Origin of the sequence: Nucisporomicrobium flavum, assembly GCF_016464385.1 — a bacterium.
GTDB lineage: Bacteria > Actinomycetota > Actinomycetes > Mycobacteriales > Micromonosporaceae > Actinoplanes > Actinoplanes flavus_A.
The window spans coordinates 74220-91496 of record NZ_JADMLH010000027.1 but is presented as its reverse complement, the minus strand read 5'-3'; the positions used below and the strand labels follow the sequence as shown (position 1 = coordinate 91496).

12 protein-coding genes are annotated in these 17277 nt (G+C 73.6%); 8 read left to right on the top strand and 4 right to left on the bottom strand.

Translation table 11 applies throughout. From position 1 onward, the window contains the following. Positions 1–586: 586 nt before the first annotated feature. Positions 587–1645, top strand: a complete 1059-nt coding sequence (locus IT780_RS38410) for a LacI family DNA-binding transcriptional regulator (RefSeq protein WP_199516791.1) — start codon at positions 587–589, stop codon at positions 1643–1645. A gap of 251 nt (positions 1646–1896) precedes the next feature. Then, positions 1897–2322: a hypothetical protein gene (locus IT780_RS38405; RefSeq protein ID WP_199516790.1), complete on the top strand. Its 426-nt coding sequence runs from the start codon at positions 1897–1899 to the stop codon at positions 2320–2322. A gap of 481 nt (positions 2323–2803) precedes the next feature. On the opposite strand, the gene IT780_RS38400 is transcribed toward IT780_RS38405, so the two are convergent. From IT780_RS38400 to IT780_RS43365, 3 genes are read right to left on the bottom strand one after another with little or no spacing between them, the layout of a single operon-like run. Next, entirely contained in the window at positions 2804–3904 is a 1101-nt protein-coding gene (locus tag IT780_RS38400) for a calcium:cation antiporter (protein WP_199516789.1), read from the bottom strand. 27 nt (positions 3905–3931) lie between these two features. After that, the gene (locus IT780_RS38395) at positions 3932–4579 is read right to left on the bottom strand and encodes a response regulator (protein ID WP_199516788.1); all 648 of its coding nucleotides are present in this window, start codon (positions 4577–4579) and stop codon (positions 3932–3934) included. Beyond that, a complete protein-coding gene (locus tag IT780_RS43365) occupies positions 4572–6650 on the bottom strand; it encodes a sensor histidine kinase (RefSeq protein ID WP_199516787.1) in 2079 nt (692 codons plus the stop codon). Before IT780_RS43365 ends, IT780_RS38395 begins: the two co-directional genes overlap by 8 nt. Positions 6651–6821: 171 nt before the next feature. Here IT780_RS43365 and IT780_RS38385 point away from each other — a divergent pair, with 171 nt between their 5' ends. After that, on the top strand, positions 6822–7457 hold the full coding sequence (locus tag IT780_RS38385; protein WP_199516786.1) for a hypothetical protein: 636 nt from the start codon (positions 6822–6824) through the stop codon (positions 7455–7457). Positions 7458–7628: 171 nt separating this feature from the next. Next, positions 7629–8633, top strand: coding sequence for a glutathione S-transferase family protein (locus IT780_RS38380; protein ID WP_199516785.1), 1005 nt, complete (start codon positions 7629–7631; stop codon positions 8631–8633). A gap of 38 nt (positions 8634–8671) precedes the next feature. Here the strand turns inward: IT780_RS38380 and IT780_RS38375 are convergent, their stop codons facing one another. After that, on the bottom strand, positions 8672–9316 hold the full coding sequence (locus IT780_RS38375; RefSeq protein ID WP_199516784.1) for an NAD-dependent epimerase/dehydratase family protein: 645 nt from the start codon (positions 9314–9316) through the stop codon (positions 8672–8674). A 196-nt stretch (positions 9317–9512) separates the two neighbouring features. On the opposite strand from IT780_RS38375, the gene IT780_RS38370 reads away from it, so the two are divergent. The 4 genes from IT780_RS38370 to IT780_RS38355 all read left to right on the top strand — a co-directional run bounded on the left by IT780_RS38370 (position 9513) and on the right by IT780_RS38355 (position 17185). After that, positions 9513–12386: an SWIM zinc finger family protein gene (locus tag IT780_RS38370; protein WP_199516783.1), complete on the top strand. Its 2874-nt coding sequence runs from the start codon at positions 9513–9515 to the stop codon at positions 12384–12386. Then, positions 12383–13513: an ATP-binding protein gene (locus tag IT780_RS38365; RefSeq protein ID WP_307831609.1), complete on the top strand. Its 1131-nt coding sequence runs from the start codon at positions 12383–12385 to the stop codon at positions 13511–13513. Before IT780_RS38370 ends, IT780_RS38365 begins: the two co-directional genes overlap by 4 nt. Before the next feature lie 145 nt (positions 13514–13658). Next, the gene (locus IT780_RS38360; RefSeq protein ID WP_199516782.1) at positions 13659–16013 is read left to right on the top strand and encodes a DUF5682 family protein; all 2355 of its coding nucleotides are present in this window, start codon (positions 13659–13661) and stop codon (positions 16011–16013) included. Then, complete coding sequence (locus IT780_RS38355) at positions 16010–17185, top strand: VWA domain-containing protein (protein ID WP_199516781.1); 1176 nt, start codon at positions 16010–16012, stop codon at positions 17183–17185. The genes IT780_RS38360 and IT780_RS38355 overlap by 4 nt, the downstream gene beginning before the upstream one ends. Positions 17186–17277 lie beyond the last annotated feature (92 nt).

The following is a 17277-nucleotide window of genomic DNA, read 5'->3' as shown; positions in this document are numbered from 1 at the left end:
CCAAGCGGTGATCGCCCTGGCCCGCCGCCTGATCGACGTTATTTGGGCCCTGCTGCGCGACGGCCGTGAGTTCCATCCCTCACCACCGCTCACCGCGAACGCGGCTTGACATGGTCATTGAAACTCCAGGGGGTGGGGACGGGTGCGCCGCCGCGGCCGGACCGGCGGGGTCCGGGCACACGGCGGCATCGAGCCCGGCGGGGTCCGGGCGCGACCGTGCGGCGCCGGTGCCGGGTGCGGGGACACCCGGGGCCGGCTGGAATCGGGTTGGAGAGCGCTTTCCGAAGTCTTACGCTCCGGGCCGACGGACGTCAATACGCGGGGATGGTTCCGGAACTGGACCCAGGTTCGTCCGGTTTGGTCGCGGGCTCAGCTTTCCCTTGGACCGGCGCGCTTTCGCGTGGGCCGGCACGCTTCTTACGTGTGCCGGCACGCTTTCGCGTGGGCCGGCGCGCTGCGGAGCCGTGAGCCAGGCCTGCCCCGGTCGCTCCTCACGCACGCTCCTCGACTGCTCGGAGAGCACAGGTCGGAGAGCGCTCTCCGACCTGTGCTATAAAGCTTGCATGCACACCCGGAGCCCGGCCCGATGACCGCCACGAGCGGGCGCGTGCCCGTCGGGGAACGGCTGCCGACCCTGGAGGACGTGGCCCGGATCGCCGGGGTGTCCCGGGCGACCGTCTCCCGTGTGATCAACGGGATCCGCAACGTCGACCCGCAACTGCACAAGATGGTGTGGGACGCCGTCGACCGCACCGGGTACGTGCCCAACCGCCTCGCCCGGTCCCTGGTCACCCGGCGCACCGGCACGATCGCGCTGGTCGTGTCGGACTCCGAGTCGCACGACGACGACCCGTTCATGGGGCGGTTCTTCGCCGACCCGTACTTCGGCCGGGTCGTCGGCGGGCTGATGAGCGTGCTGCGGGCGGCCGGGATCCAGCTGGCGCTGCAGATCGTCGGCACCGAGCAGCAGCGCACCCGGCTCGTCGGGGATCTGCGGCACGGCCAGGCCGACGGGGTGGTCGTGCTGTCGCTGCCGGGACACGATCCGCTGCCCCGGATGCTCACCGACGCGGGCGTGCCCGCCGTGATGATCGGGCGGCCGGCGGAGCCCGTACCCATCAATTATGTGGATCTCGCCAACGACACCGGGGCGTCCCTCGCGGCCGACCACCTGGTCGGCCGGGGGTGTCAGCTCGTCGGGATGATCTCCGGACCCGCGGACGTCCCGGCGAGCAGCGACCGGATCGCGGGTTTCCGGCGCTCCATGGCCCGGCACGGGCACGCGTGGGTCCCGCAGGTCACCGGCAACTTCACCCAGGAGAGCGGCGAACGGGCGATGCACGAGCTGCTCGCCGCCCACCCCACGCTGGACGGCGTCTTCGTCGCGAACGACCTGATGGCGCTCGGTGCCCTGCTCGCGCTGAGGGCCGCCGGCCGCGAGGTGCCCGGTGACGTCGCGGTGGTCGGGTTCGACGACAGCAGCGCGGCCGTGGCGGCGAACCCGGCGCTCACGACGATCCGTCATCCGCTCGAGGACATGGCGGCCGAGGCGGCCCGGCTGCTGATGACCCGCATCGACGACGCGGCCATGCGGGTGTCGTCGGTGATCTACGAGCCGACGCTGGTGCGGCGCCAGTCGGCCTGAGCGGTCCGCCGCCTACCGGGTCCCTATCGCTTTCTGTCAAGCGGCGAGGGCAAGCTCTTCCGCGGGTTTGTGCTGGCAGAGGTTGCGGGTGCGAAGCGTGGCGTGCAGGACGTTGACGCGGCGGCGGGCGAGACACGGCCACCGGCCCCGGCCTCCAGGGCGCCTGATCTTGCGGCTCAAACGGGCACGCGGGACGAAACGGATCATGCTAGGTTCACGACGCGTGCGACCGACCACATAGGAGATTGTTTATGCATCGTGCCCGGTTCCTGCGACGTACGGCCATCGGAGCGGCAGTCGCCACCCTCGCTACCGTGCTGGCCCCGGTTGCCGCCCAAGCCGCCGAAGCCACGCCGTTCATCGCCTTCGGCTACGGCGAGCTCTACCAGAATGGATTCTCCGAGGGCAGCATCAGCTGGTCCAACCGCACGGCCTATGTCGGCGGCGACGTGCACGAGGGAGTGATCGACGGCGACGTAGCGGTCTACTTCGAGGCGTTCACCAACGACACGAAGGTCGGCCCCACGGAGCACCGCACGGCCACAACGGGCAGCCTCCACTTCGGATTCACCATCGGCGATCCCGACAAGCCGGGCGGAATCAACAACATCCGGGTCACCGTTTGCGGCGAGCCCGGACACTACTGCGGACCCCGGCGCAGGTTCAACAAGCCGTAGCAGTCCAGCCCGCACCCTGCGGGCATCGGACCCATGGCAGGCAACGGCGGGTTCGACCACGGATGACCATGTGGTGATCGAACGGCGCCCGCCGTTTCGGTACCAGCCGAACTGAGCATCACGAGCAGCCCCGGGCCTGCCTTTCCACAGGCGGTGCGGGGCTTCTCGTATCTGCGCGCCTGCCGCCGGGCCGGAACCACCCTGCCGAAGCGCTGCACCCGCGCATGGAGGAGTCGGAGCGGAGGGCGTGAGATTTCCACCCCACGGAGACGCGGAACGCCTCACTGGCGCGGGACCGGCCTGGAACGCTGACACCGAGGTACGCCGACGCGACCCGAGCATGTGCTTGTCATCGAGGTGGTCTCCCCCGGGCGCGAGGGCCGGCATTCAGTTCTCTTGGCGTGTCGAGCAGGCCGCCCACCGGGGTGTCGCTGGAGGAGAGCGGCGGATCGAGGTCCCGCCCGCGACAGCGCCGCGGCAGCTACGGGCTCGCGGCCAGGAACAGGAAGACCGCCAGCAGCCCGACGTGGATGCCGCCCTGCAGCACGTTCGCCCGTCCCGGTACGACCGTGAGCGTCCCGACCACGACCGTCAGCGCGAGCAGCACCATCTGGGTGCCGCCGAGGCCGAGCAGCAGCGGCCCGTCCAGCCAGATCATCGCGATCGCGATCGCCGGGATGGTCAGGCCGATGCTGGCCATGGCCGAGCCGAGCGCCAGGTTCAGGCTGGTCTGGATACGGTCGCGGGCGGCGGCGCGGACCGCCGCGATGGTCTCCGGCAGCAGGACGAGCAGCGCGATGATCACGCCGACCACCGACTGGGGCAGGCCGGCGCCGGCGACCGCGGACTCGATCGCCGGGGAGACGCCCTTGGCGAGGCCGACCACCGCGATCAGCGCGACGAGCAGCAGGCCGACGCTGGTCAGCGCCGCGCGGGCGGTGGGCGGGTCGACGTGCTCCTCCTCGTCGATCACCTCGCCGGCGGTGGTGATGGGCAGGAAGTAGTCCCGGTGGCGGCGGGTCTGGACGGTCACGAAGAGCAGGTAGAGGCCCAGGGAGGCCACGGCGGCGAACACCAGCTGGGCCGGGGAGAACTGCGGGCCGGGGCGGCTGGTGGTGAAGCTCGGGAGCACCAGGCTCAGCGTGGCGACCGTGGCGACGGCGGCCAGTGCTCCGCCCGTACCCTCCGGGTTGAAGACCGCGATGCGCCGGCGGATCGCTCCCACCAGCAGGGACAGGCCGAGGATGCCGTTGCAGGTGATCATGACGGCCGCGAAGACGGTGTCCCGGGCCAGCGACTGGGTCTTCTCGCCGCCGCTGATCATCAGCGTGACGATCAGGGCCACCTCGATGACCGTCACGGCGACGGCGAGCACGAGCGAGCCGAAGGGTTCGCCGACCTTGTGGGCGACGACCTCCGCGTGATGGACGGCCGCGAGCACCGCGCCCGCGAGCAGGGCCGCGCTCACGATCACCAGGGCCGCCGCCAGGTCGCGGCCCCAGGTCAGGGCGAGGGCGGCCACGGCGACGACCGGGACGTAGATGGTCCACCGGGCCAGGTACGTGCTGATCTTGGCTGCCATCCGTCAACCCTGTCAGACGAACCGGGCCTACCGCCCGAGACCGGCCTCTCTCGCCCGCACGATCGCCTCGGCGCGGTCAGCGACCTGGAGCTTGGCGAAGACGTTGGAGACGTTGTTGCGGACGGTCTTCGGGGACAGGTACAGCGCCGCGGCGATCTGGGCGTTGGACCGGCCCGCCGCCAGCAGCTCGAGGATCTCCCGCTCCCGGGCCGTGAGCTGGGGGAAGGCGGAGGTGGGCGTCGGTGGCCCGGCCGCGAAGAACTGCGCGATGCGGGCCGCGAGGGTGGCGCCGAAGACCGCGCCGCCGGACGCGACCGTGGTGATCGCGCGCACGATCTCCTCCTGCTCGGCGCCCTTCACGAGGTAACCGCGGGCGCCCGCGCGGACCGCCGCGAACACCGTGCCGTCGTCCTCGCTCATGGTGAGCACCACGATGCCGACGCCGGGCGCCTCGGCGGAGAGCCGGCGGGTGGCCTCGACGCCGTTGAGCTCGGGCATCTGCACGTCCATCACGACCACGTCAGGCAGCAGCCGGGTCGCCGCGGCGACCGCCTCGAGACCGTTGGCCGCCGTGGCTACGACCTCGATGCCGTCGACGGAGGCGAGCAGCATCGCCAGCCCGTCCCGGAAGATCGGGTGGTCGTCGGCCACGACCACCCGGATCGCCTCAGCCATGCGCCACCTCCAGTCCCAGCGGCAGCCGGGCCCTGACCAGCGTGCCGCCGCCGTCCGGGCACTCTATCCGGCAGTGCCCGCCCAGCTCGGCGGCGCGCTCGCGCAACGACACCAGGCCCACCCCGCTGGGCGTACCGGCGGGGATGCCGGTGCCGTCGTCGGAGATCTCCACGACGAGCTCGCCGGCGGCGCGGGACAGCAGCACGCGGGCCGAGGCCGCGCGGGCATGCTTGGCCACGTTCGTCAGGGCCTCCGAGACGATCCGGTACGCCGCGACCTCCACCGCCGCGGGCAACCCCTCGAGCTCGTCGCCGTCGACCGCGACGGTCAGGCCCGGTGCGCGGAGACGATCTGCCTGCTGGCGTACGGCGCCCAGCAGGCCGACGTCGTCCAGGGCCGGCGGGCGCAGGTCGTGCACCAGCCGCCGGACGTCCGCGACCGCCGTGGTGACGTCCTCACGCGCCTGGCGCAGCAACTTGTCGGCCTCCTCGGGCCTGTGCGCGGCCAGGTTCCGCGCGGCGTCGATGCGCAGGCCCACCCCGCCGAGCGTCGGCCCGAGACCGTCGTGCAGGTCGCGCCGCAACCGGCGGCGTTCCTCCTCGCGGGCGGCGACGATGCGCTCGCGCCCGCGCTGCAGCTCCCCCGCCAGGTACGCGGTCCGCGCTGCGATCGCGGCCTGCCGCACCATGTCCCCCAGCAACCGCTGGTCACGGGCCGACAGCGCCGCCCGTTCCGACGGCAGCAGCAACCGGCCCACGGTCTCCCCCCGGTACGCGATCGGCAGCACCTCCACGCCGTCCGGAGCGGTGCCGTGCGTGGCGACGACGCTCTCGCCGCCGGGCCGGTCGACCTCGACGGCCACGTACGGCACCCGGAACGCGGCCGCGACGCCGCGGGCCACGGCGAGCAGCTGCTCCTCCGGGCTGTCGCGGTGTTCGAGCTGCTCGGCCAGGCCCGCCACCACGGCGTACGGGTCGTCGCGGCGGCCCAGCACAAGCCGCCGTACGAGCAGCCACAGCCGCTGGCGCAGCGGCCCGTACACCGCGGTGACCAGCAGCAGCGCCAGTACGGCGGCGTCGCGTTCGGCGAGCCGCCCGCCGAGGAGCGCGCCCGCGACGCCGAGCACGCACGCGTCGACGAGGAGCACGGAGATGGCCATGGCCGCGTACAGGACCGTGCCGCCCAGGAGCCGGTCGATGTCGACCGCCTGCGGGGCGATGATGCCGATCGCCAGTGCGACGCCGGTGAGCGCGACCGCCGTGGTCAGCGCGACGGACGTCCAGCCCTGCGGCAGGACGGTGGTGGAGAGCATCACCAGCACGTCGACCAGGGCGGCCCAGAGCAGCCAGCGCATCCGGGCGCGGCGGCGGGCGTCACCGGCGGAGCGGCGGTAACGGCCGACGACCACCGCGAACGGTACGACCAGGCTGAGCGGTACGAGCGCCCCGGCCACCGCGAGCAGCCCCCGCCACACCCCGTCGGGCAGCGGCAGGCTCGCCGGGTCCAGGTCGAGCCCGGCGAAGGGCGCGGGCAGCGGTCCGCCCGCATCGGCCTGCGCGATGCCGGAGGGCGCGAACAGCAGCACGATGGGCAGCAGGGCCGTGCTGGCCAGGCCGGCGATCGAGGCGGCCCGCCAGCGTCCGCGCGGCAGCCGCCCGTCCGGGTAGAGCAGCAGGATCAGCGGCAGCGACAGCAACAGCGCGGCACCGAGCCGCTGGTAGATCCAGAACGCCGCGGCCGCGCCGGGCCGCGCGGGGTGCTGCAGGGTCGCGTACCCCAGCCACGCGCAGGCCAGGCCGTCGTACGCCCAGTGCACCCCGGTCACAACCAGGACCCACGCGACCGGATGCCGGGGCAGCCGCCGCAACAGCAGCGCGCCCGGTACGGCGAGGGAGACCCCGGACATCGCCGCGACCCAGCCCAGGTCCAGCCGGGCGACGGCGCGGTGCGATGCCGGTACGGCGATGTCCAGAGCGGCCGCGCCGGCGAGGGCGGCGAGCGTGAGCGCGACGGCGACGACGCCCACGACGGTCGGAGCGGCGCGGCGGCGCGCGGGTGCCTGCGGTGTCACCGGGACATCGTCGCAGCGCAGGTGTCCCGTGGGCCCGAGGACCGGTGTCCCGGATCTCCCGGGACATCCTTCGGGACGGCGGCGGGGGCGCGCGGCCCTGCCGGCCCGGGACGCGTCCCCGGAAGAGTTCTCCCCGTCACCGACGAACACCACTTCCGCAGGGAGAACGACATGAGCATCACCACCACGCCGGCCCCGGCCCGTACCGACGCCGCCGCCCCGGCGCCGGCCGCCGCGACCGCCGGGCAGGCCCGCCGGACCGGGTTCGCCGTCGCCGGCGGCGCGCTGGTCTGGGCCGCCACGATGGCCGCCTTCAACCCGCAGGCCACCGACAACCTCAGCATCACGGTCACCGACCTGGGCGCGCTGCCCTTCCAGGCCTCGCTGTTCGCGCTGGTCACGCTCCAGCTGCGGACGGCGGCCACGGGTACGTCCCGGGTGGCCCGCGGCATGCTCCGGGTCGAGTACGCGCTGCTCACCCTCGCCACCCTCTGGACCGTCGCCCACGGGTTCGTACCGGCGTTCCGCGACGACGCCTGGCTCGCCGTGCTGGACGCGTTCTGGCCGCTGTCCATGCTCGGCATGTTCATCATCGGCGTGAAGATCGCCTTCGCCGGCCGCTGGTCGGGCCTCGCCCGGGTCTGGCCGCTGGTGGCGGAGAGCTGGGCGGTCGTGACGGTGCCCGCGATGGGCATCCTCGGCGTGACGGCCGGCCGCTTCGTCGGGACCGGGCACCTGCTGATCGGGTACGTCGCCCTCGGTCTCATCCTCGCGCTGCGCCCGCACCTGACCGGCGCCCGCGACTGATCCGGTCCCGGGAGTGACCACTCACGCAGGCTGCAGGGTGCGGAGAGCCGTTCAGGAGCCCCCGGGCGACTGGCTCTTCGCACCCGGCCTCGGCGTGAGCGACGGTCTGCACTACCCACCCCGCTACGACATTTTCCTTTTCAAATCGCCCGGTACGGGGAAGATGACACCATGGCCTACGTCTCCACCACCGGTGAGTTCAGCCGCGACCAGCGCTACATCGCCACCCGCGTCACCGCCGACGGTCGTGACGGCTACCCGGTCGAACCGGGGCGATACCGGCTGGTGGTGAGCCGCGCCTGCCCCTGGGCCAACCGCGCGATCATCGTGCGCCGGCTGCTCGGCCTCGAGGACGTGCTGTCGATGGGGATCGCCGGCCCGACGCACGACGAACGCAGCTGGACGTTCGATCTGGACCCCGACGGCCGCGATCCCGTGCTCGGCATCGAACGGCTCCAGGAGGCGTTCTTCAAGCGCTACCCGGACTACGACAAAGGCATCACCGTGCCGGCGATCGTGGACGTGCCGAGCGGCAAAGTGGTCACCAACGACTTCGCCCAGATCACCCTCGACCTGTCGATGGAATGGGCGGACCACCACCGTGAGGGTGCGCCGGAGCTCTACCCGCCGGAACTGCGCAACGACATCGACGCCATCAACAAGTACGTCTTCGCCGACGTCAACAACGGCGTCTACCGGGCCGGGTTCGCGGGTTCCCAGGAGGCGTACGAGAAGGCGTACCACCGCCTCTTCGACCGGCTCGACCAGCTCTCCGGCCTGCTGTCGGCCCAGCGCTACCTGGTCGGCGACACGATCACCGAGGCGGACGTGCGGCTGTTCACGACCCTGGTGCGCTTCGATCCCGTGTACCACGGCCATTTCAAGTGCAACCGCAGCAAGCTGACGGAGATGCCGGTGCTGTGGGCGTACGCCCGGGACCTTTTCCAGACGCCCGGCTTCGGCGACACGATCGATTTCGTGCACATCAAGCGGCACTACTACGAGGTCCATCGCGACATCAACCCGACGGGGATCGTGCCGGCCGGGCCGGAGCTGGGGAACTGGCTGAGCGAGCACGGGCGGGAGAAGCTCGGCGGGCGGCCGTTCGGGGACGGCACTCCGCCCCCGCCACCGAAGCCGGAAGAGGTCGTGCCGGAGGGGCACGGCGCTTCCTGAATCGCCTTCCACGCCTTCCGACGCGGTGGCGGGAGGGGTCAGCGGAGGTCGGCGTTCTCCACGATCCGCGTCGGGAAGCCCGTGCGCGCCGCGCGCAGCATCGCCTGCCCGAGCCGGTCGGTGGTCGTCGCGTACCGCGGCAGGTAGCGGACCAGCAGGGGCGTGAGCGGCGCGACGGCCGCATAGATCGTGCGGTAGAGGCGGGTCTTCGAGGTCGCGCCGTACGTGGGCTGGATGAAGCCGGGGCGGAAGCCGTACCCGTGCGGGAAGAGCTTGATGACCTCCAGCTCGGTGCGGCCCTTCACCCGGGCCCACATCGCCCGTCCGTCCACATCGGTGCCCGCGCCCGAGACGTAGACGAAGGTCAGCTCCGGGTTGAGCTTCGCGAGCGTGCGGGCCGCCGCAACCGGATAGTCGTACGAGACCCGCGTGTACGCCGCCTCGTCCACGCCCACGGAGGAGACGCCGAGGCAGTAGAAGCAGGCGTCGTACCCGTCGAGCCGGTCCTCGATCGGGGTGAGGTCGGCGAAGTCCCGCAGCGTCACCTCGGTGAGCTTGGGGTGGCGTACGCCGGTCGGCCGGCGCACCACTGCGAGCACCTGCTCCACGTCCCGCGCCAGCAGGCTCTCGCGCAGCGCGCCCTGGCCCACCATGCCGGTCGCGCCGAAGATGATGACCTTCATCCCTCGTCCTCCGTCGGGAGCCGGACGGCATGCCGGGCCGCCGAGATGACCTTGATCGGCCCGCGCCGGCCGCCGGTGTCCTCCGCCCCGCCGCCAGCCTATGCGACCGACCCGCCGGTCACCCCGTTTCGGGCTTGTGACCTGGGCCGTCACCCGTCCGGCGGAAAACGTCGTACCCGGCTTCTACAGTGCTCCGGTGTCCGTTGAACGATGGTCCGCAGCCCAGGTCACCGCCGTCGCCCCCGACGCCGGGTCGCTGAAGGGCGCGCGCGGCGTCAGCACCCCCGGGAAGTGGCAGGAGTGCGGCCTCCTCGACGACGTGCTGTGGGGGCTGTGCAAGGGCAGTGGCAAGAATCCCTACCAGGTGTGCGTGGATCTTTCCGGCCCGGCGTACAAGTGCTCCTGCCCGAGCCGGAAGTTCCCCTGCAAGCACGCGCTCGGCCTGCTGCTGATGTGGGCCGAGGGCGGCGCCGTCGACCCCGCCACGCCACCGCCCGCGTTCGTCGCGGAATGGCAGGCCGGGCGGGCCGCGCGGGCGGCCAAGGCGGCCGCGCCGAAGGCCGCCGGGCCGGTCGACCCGGCCGCCGCCGAGAAGCGGGTCCGGCAGCGGGAGGACCGGGTCGCGGCCGGCATGGCCGAGCTCAGCCGGTGGCTCGACGACCAGGTGCAGCAGGGGCTGGCGGCCGCCGAGCAGGCCGGTCACCGGCCGTTCGACACGATGGCCGCCCGCCTCGTCGACGCCCAGGCCCCGGCGGCCGCCTCCGCGGTGCGCCGGCTGGGCAGCGTGGCCGGCATCGGGCCGTCATGGGCCGACCGGCTCCTCGGCGACCTCGCGATGCTGCGGCTGCTGGTCGCCGGCTACGACCGCCTCGGCACGCTCCCGCCCGAGCTGGCGGCCACCGTGCGGGCGAGGATCGGTTTCCCCGTCGCCACCGAGGACGTGCTCGCCACGCCGGCCGTGCACGACCATTGGCAGGTGCTCGGCCGGACCGACAGCGACGACGGCACGATCACCACCCGCCGCACCTGGTTGCTGGGCGTCGACAGCGGGCGATTCGCGCTGCACCTGTCGTTCGCCGCGCCCGGGCAGACCCTCGCGGCCGATCTGGTGCCCGGCACGTCCTTCGACGCGGACCTGTGCTTCTACCCCGGCGCCGCACCGCTGCGCGCGCTTCTCAAGGACCGGCAGACCGCGCCGCGCCCGATGGCCGCCCCGCTCGGCGCGACGAGCCTCCGGGAGGCGCTGAGCCGGTGGACTGCCGTGCTCGCCGCCGAGCCTTGGCGCTATGACGTACCCATGCTGCTCGCCGGCGTCGCACCCAGCGCGGACGGGCACCTGACCGATGCGGCGGGCGAGTCCCTTCCGCTCGCCGCCGGTCACCGCGAGCCGTGGTGGCTGCTGGCCGCCGCCGGTGGCGCACCCGCGACGGTCGCCGCGGAATGGACACCGGCCGGGCTGCGGCCGCTCGCGGCCTGGATCGACGGGCGGTTCGTCCCGGCCGCGCCCGGCGTCTTCGACGGCAGCGCGCCCCGGGCACCCGAGCTGCCACCCGACCTGCTGGCGACCGCGCTGGTCGGCACGGCACGACGCCCGTGGACGTCGTCCACAGTGGTCGTCGGCGACCAACCGCTGACCGTCGGAGCCGGGAGTTCCCTGCTGGAGGCGGCCGCCACCGCGCTCGTCTACCGCCGGGCGGGCACCACCCCCGCCACCGGGCGCCCCGCCGTCGAGCCCTCCCCCGGCGAGACCGACCGGCCGTTGCCGGCCGCGGCGGGCGCGCGGTTGCTGCGGCTGCTCACCGACGGCGGAGCGCCCGGTGGCACCCAGCAGGTCCAGGAGCTGCTCGCCCAATGGCTCACCGCGGCCGCCGCGCACCGCGGGCACGTGCCACCGGAGTCGCTGCCGGCCCTGCTCGACGCCGGGCGCCGCAACACCGTGATCCGGCCGGCGATCGGCCGGGTGGCCGGTCAGCGCGGCTCCTGGCTGGCCGCCATGCGGCCCGACTGGCGATGGTTGCGCGACGAGGCGCCGGGCACGCCCGCCGCGGAGGACCCGACGATCTGGGAGACGGGTACGGGCGGGGAACGGCTGGCCCACCTCACGCGGCTACGCGGCGCCGACCCTGCCGCCGGGCTCGCCCTGCTGCGCAGCACCTGGCGCACGGAGGCGCCGGAGGATCGTGCACGGTTCGTCGGAGCGTTGCGCACCGAGCTCTCCCCGGCCGACGACGAGTTCCTCGACGGCGTGCTGGACGACCGCCGCAAGGAGGTCCGCGAGGCCGCCCTGGACCTGCTGCAACGCCTGCCCGGGTCGGCTCTGGGACGCCGGATGACCGAGCGGGCCCTGGCAGCCGTCGGGCTCGAGCGCCGGACGTTCGGCCGCGACCGGCTCGTCGTCACACCACCTGCCGAGCTGACCGCCGAGCTGCGCCGCGACGGGGTGGCCGCGCAGCCCGCCCGGGGCACCGGCGTGCAGGCGTGGCTGCTGGAGGAGGTCCTCGCGGGCACGCCGCTGTCCACCTGGACCGAGGCCTTCGGCCGGGACGCCCGGGCCGTCGTGGAGCTCGCCCGGGGCAACGACTGGGAGACGCCGCTGCTGCACGGCTGGGCCAAGGCGGCGATCGCGCAGGGCGACTCGGCGTGGGCCGCGGCGCTCGTGCGCAACGACGCCCGCGAGGACACCGCCGGGCTGCGCGAGGCGGTGCGGTGGGACCTGCACCTGCTGCTGCCCCCGGCCGACCTCGCCCGGATCGCGGCCGACTTCCTGCGCCGGGAGGACCACCTCGCCCATCGGCTGCTCGCCGTGCATCCCGGCGTGTGGCCCGACGAGCTCGCCGTCGCCGTCGTCGAGACCATCGCGCACCGTGCCCGTACCGACCGGCACAGCTGGCAGCTCGCCGAGCTGTGCCGGGCCGCCGCGCTCGCCATGCCGCCCGCGTACGCGAGACACGTCGCCACGCTCGCAGCCCAGCTCGACCAGGACTCCGCCGACCCCTCGCGGGTGCGGCCGGTGGCCGAGCTGGCCCGCATCCTCACCTTCCGCCACGAGATGCTCCAGGAGTTCCAGTGACCGACCGCACCGAACAGCACCTCCCGCAGGCCCCCGCCGCGGAGGACGTGTCCGGCAAGCACGGCTCGACGGCTCTGCGCCCGCACGCCGAGGACCAGTACGCCGACGAGCTGGCCCTGCTCGCCGCCACAGACGAGCGGCCGCGCCCGCCGGGCTGGCGGCTGTCCCCGCAGGCGGTCGTGACATACCTGCTCGGCGACGGCGCGAAGATCACCCCGAAGTACGTGGGCCCGCGCCGGCTCATGGAGGTGGCGGTCTCCACCCTGGTCACCGACCGCGCGCTGCTGCTGCTCGGCGTCCCCGGCACGGCCAAGACCTGGGTGTCCGAGCACCTCGCCGCGGCCATCAGCGGAGATTCGACCCTGCTGGTGCAGGGCACGGCGGGCACGGCCGAGGAGGCCATCCGGTACGGGTGGAACTACGCCCGCCTGCTCGCCGAAGGCCCGTCCGAGGCCGCCCTGACGCCCAGCCCGGTCATGCGCGCCATGCAGACCGGCGCGATCGCCCGCCTCGAAGAGCTCACCCGCATCCCGTCCGACGTGCAGGACGCGCTCATCACGATCCTGTCGGAGAAGACGCTGCCGGTCCCGGAGCTCAACACCGAGATCCAGGCTCAGCGCGGCTTCAACCTCATCGCCACCGCCAACGACCGCGACCGCGGCGTCAACGAGCTGTCCAGCGCGCTGCGCCGCCGCTTCAACACGGTCGTGCTGCCGGTGCCCGCCTCGGCCGATGACGAGGTCGAGATCGTGGCGCGGCGCGTCGCCCAGATGGGCCGCTCGCTCGACCTGCCGGAGGTGCCCGCCGCGCTGGAGGAGATCCGCCGCGTGGTGACGGTCTTCCGCGAGCTGCGCAGCGGCATGACCGAGGACGGCCGCACCAAGCTCAAGTCCCCGACGGGCACGCTCTCCACCGCCGAGGCCATCTCCGTCATCACCAACGGGCTGGCGCTGGCCGCCCACTTCGGCGACGGCAACCTGCAGCCGGGCGACGTCGCCGCGGGCATCGTCGGCGCGGTGGTCAAGGACCCGGTGTCGGACAGCGTGGTGTGGCGCGAATACCTCGAAACGGTGGTCCGCGAACGCACCGACTGGCGCGACTTCTACCGCGCGGCCCGCGATGCCTGAGACGTCCACACCCCCGTCTCCTGCGTCCCCGTCGCCCGCGTCCCCGGCGAGCGGGCGGCCCGGGACCGGCGAGCGGCCCGCGTCGCCGGCCGGCGCGCGGCCCGAAACCGGTGAACGGCCCGCGTCGCCACCTGGCGCGCGGCCCGTGACCGGCGAGCGGCTCTACGGGATCCGGCACCACGGCCCCGGGTCCGCCCGCGCCGTGGTGGCCGAGCTGGAACGGCAGCGCCCGTCGATCCTGCTCGTCGAAGGGCCGCCGGAGGCCGACGACCTGGTGCGCTGGGTCGCCGACGAGGGCCTGCAGCCACCGGTGGCTCTGCTCGGCTACGCGGCGGACGACCCGCGGCGCTCGGCGTTCTGGCCGTTCGCCGTGTTCTCCCCGGAATGGCAGGCGATCCGGTGGGCGGTGACGAACGGCGTCCCGGTCCGGTTCTTCGACCTGCCGTACGCGTACCGGCTCACCGACGCCCGCACCCCGGACACCCCGCCCGCCGCCGGACCACCGGCCGCCGAACTACCGGGCGCCGGGTCGCCGGACGCTCAGCTGCCGGAACCGCGGGCCGACGAAGCGCCGGGCGCGGGATTGCCGGGCGCCGGGCTGCCGGAATCGCCGGCCGAGCTGCCGTCCACTTCGGATGGTCCGGATGCCGTTGCCGAGCGGGCACCGGGCCGGGTGCGGCCCGTTGATCCGATCGGCGAGCTGGCTCGCGCCGCCGGGTACGACGATCCGGAGCGGTGGTGGGAGGACGTCGTCGAGCACCGGGGCATGCCGGCGTTCGAGGCGATCGCTGAGGCGATGACCGCGATCCGGGAGTCGTCGCCTGAGGAGCCTGAGGACCTGGTGCGCGAGGCGTACATGCGGACCGTGCTGCGGGAGGTCCGGCGTACGCACGAGAACATCGCCGTCGTGTGCGGTGCCTGGCATGTGCCCGCGCTGGCTCGCAAGGTGCCGGTCAAGGACGATGCTGCGCTGCTCAAGGGGCGGAAGAAGACCAAGGTGGCGTTCACCTGGGTGCCGTGGACGTACGGGCGGCTCGCCTCGTGGTCCGGGTACGGGGCCGGGGTGCGCTCGCCGGGCTGGTACCACCACCTGTTCGCCAACGCGTCCGACGTGGTGCCGCGGTGGCTGGTGGACGCCGCGGGGGTGCTGCGGGCGGAGGGGGTGCCGACCTCCTCCGCGCACGTCATCGAGGCGACCCGGCTGGCCGAGGCGCTCGCCACCCTGCGCGGGCGGCCGCTCGCCGGGCTCGCCGAGGTCACCGAGGCCGCCGAGGCGGTGATGTGCGACGGGGAGCCGCTGCGCACCGAGCTCATCGGGCGGCGGCTCGTCGTCGGGGAGCGGCTGGGCGCGGTGCCGGACGACATGCCCGCCGTACCGTTGGCCAAGGACCTGGCCGCGCAGCAGCGGGCCGTACGCCTCAAGCCGGAGGCCCTGGAACGGTCCCTCGAGCTGGACCTGCGCCGCGACATCGACCTGGCACGCAGCCGGCTGCTGCACCGGATGCGCGCGATCGGCGTGCCGTGGGGCGAGCCCGACACCGCGCGGCGCGGCACCGGCACGTTCCGGGAGCAGTGGAGGCTGCGGTGGCTGCCCGACTTCGCGGTGCAGTTGGTCGAGGGCAGCATGTACGGCACCACCGTGGCGGCGGCCGCGACCACGAAGGTGACCGACGCCGCCCGGGACGCCGAGACGCTCGGGGACGTGACCGCCCTCGTCGAGGTGTGCCTGCTCGCCGACCTGGCCGACGCGTTCCCGCCGGTGCTCGCCGCGCTCGACGCCCGGGCCGCGCTCGACGCCGACCTGAACCATCTGATGGCAGCGATCCCCGCGCTCGCCAGGACGCTGCGGTACGGCGACGTGCGCCGTACCGATGTCGCGGGTCTCGAATCGGTGGCCGCCGGCCTGCTCACCCGGGTGTGCGCGGGCCTGCCCGCGGCGGCCGGTTCGCTGTCCGACGAGGCCGCGAAGGAGCTGCGCACCCACCTCGACGGGGTGCACCGGGCCGTCGGCCTGCTCGACGACGATGACCTGCGGGAACGCTGGCTGACCACGCTGGCGTCGGTGTCCGGCCGGGCCGACCTGCACGGGCTGCTCGCCGGCCGGCTGACCCGGCTGCTGCTCGACGCGGGCCGGCTCGACGCCGCCGAGGTGCGGCGGCGGCTGCGGTTGCCGCTGACGATCGGTACGCCGCCCGCGCACGGCGCCGCGTGGGTGGAGGGGTTCCTGTCCGGCGGCGGGCTGCTGCTCGTGCACGACGACGCGCTGCTGGCGCTGCTCGACGAGTGGCTCGCCGACATCCCGGCCGACGCCTTCGACGACGTGCTGCCGTTGCTGCGCCGCACCTTCGGGGCGTTCGCCACCGGTGAGCGCCGGGCGATCGGCGAACGGGTCGCCGGCGGCACGGGACGCGGCGACGAGCAGCCGGTGGAGCTCGATCACGAACGGGCGGCGCTCGTGCTGCCCACCCTGAACATCCTGTTCGGCAGGGAGGTCGGATGACGGACATCGACGACCCGGCGCGGCGCGAGCGCCTGCGCCGGTGGCGGCTCGTGCTGGGCGGACCGGCCGACGAGTCCCTGGGTACGGCGGAAGGCCGCGACGCGCAGATGGACGCCGCGCTGGCCGCTCTCTACGACGGTACGGGCGAGAACGAGGGCACCCGTACATCGCGGTCCGCGGGGCTGGGCGGGTCGGCGCCGAAGGTGGCGCGCTGGCTCGGCGACATCCGCGAGTACTTCCCCAGCACGGTCGTGCAGGTCATGCAGGCCGACGCGATCGAACGCCTCGACCTGACCCGGCTGCTGCTCGAGCCGGAGATGCTCGAAGCGGTCGAGCCGGACGTCCACCTCGTCGGGACGCTGCTGTCGCTCAACCGGGTCATGCCGGAACAGACGAAGGACGCGGCCCGCCAGGTGGTCCGCCGGGTCGTCGCCGACTTGGAACAGCGGATCAGCCAGAAGACGCGTGCGGCGATCAGCGGGGCGCTCAACCGGGCGGCGCGGATCAACCGGCCGAAGCTGACGGACATCGACTGGGACCGTACGATCCGCGCCAACCTCAAGCACTACCAGGCCGAGCACCGTACGGTCATCCCGGAACGCCTCGTCGGCTACGGCCGCCGCACCACCGCGATCCAGCGCGACGTCGTGCTCTGCGTCGACCAGTCCGGCTCGATGGCGGCCTCGGTCGTGTTCTCCGGCGTGTTCGGCGCCGTGCTCGCGTCGATGCGGTCACTGAAGACGTCGCTGGTCGTGTTCGACACGTCGGTCGTCGACCTCACCGACCAGCTCTCCGACCCGGTCGAGGTGCTGTTCGGCACCCAGCTCGGCGGCGGCACCGACATCAACCGCGCCATCGCGTACGGCCAGCAGCTCATCACCCGCCCCCGCGACAGCATCTTCGTGCTGATCAGCGACCTGTACGAGGGCGGCGTCCGCGACCAGATGCTGCGCCGGGTCGCGGAGATGACGGCCGCCGGGGTTCAGGTCGTGGTGCTGCTGGCGTTGTCGGACGAGGGCGCGCCGGCGTACGACCACGAGAACGCCGCGGCGCTGGCGGCCATGGGGGTGCCGGCCTTCGCGTGCACGCCCGACGCGTTCCCGGACCTGATGGCGGCGGCCATCGAGCGACGCGACCTCATGGCCTTCGCCCAACGACTCGCTGAGCGGTAAGCCAGGCAAATCTTCGCGGCGTGCAGCGCGGGCGGCGCGGGGCCAACGCGGGCTCGGGCGGCGCGGCGCGGGGCCAACTCGGGGCCGGGCGA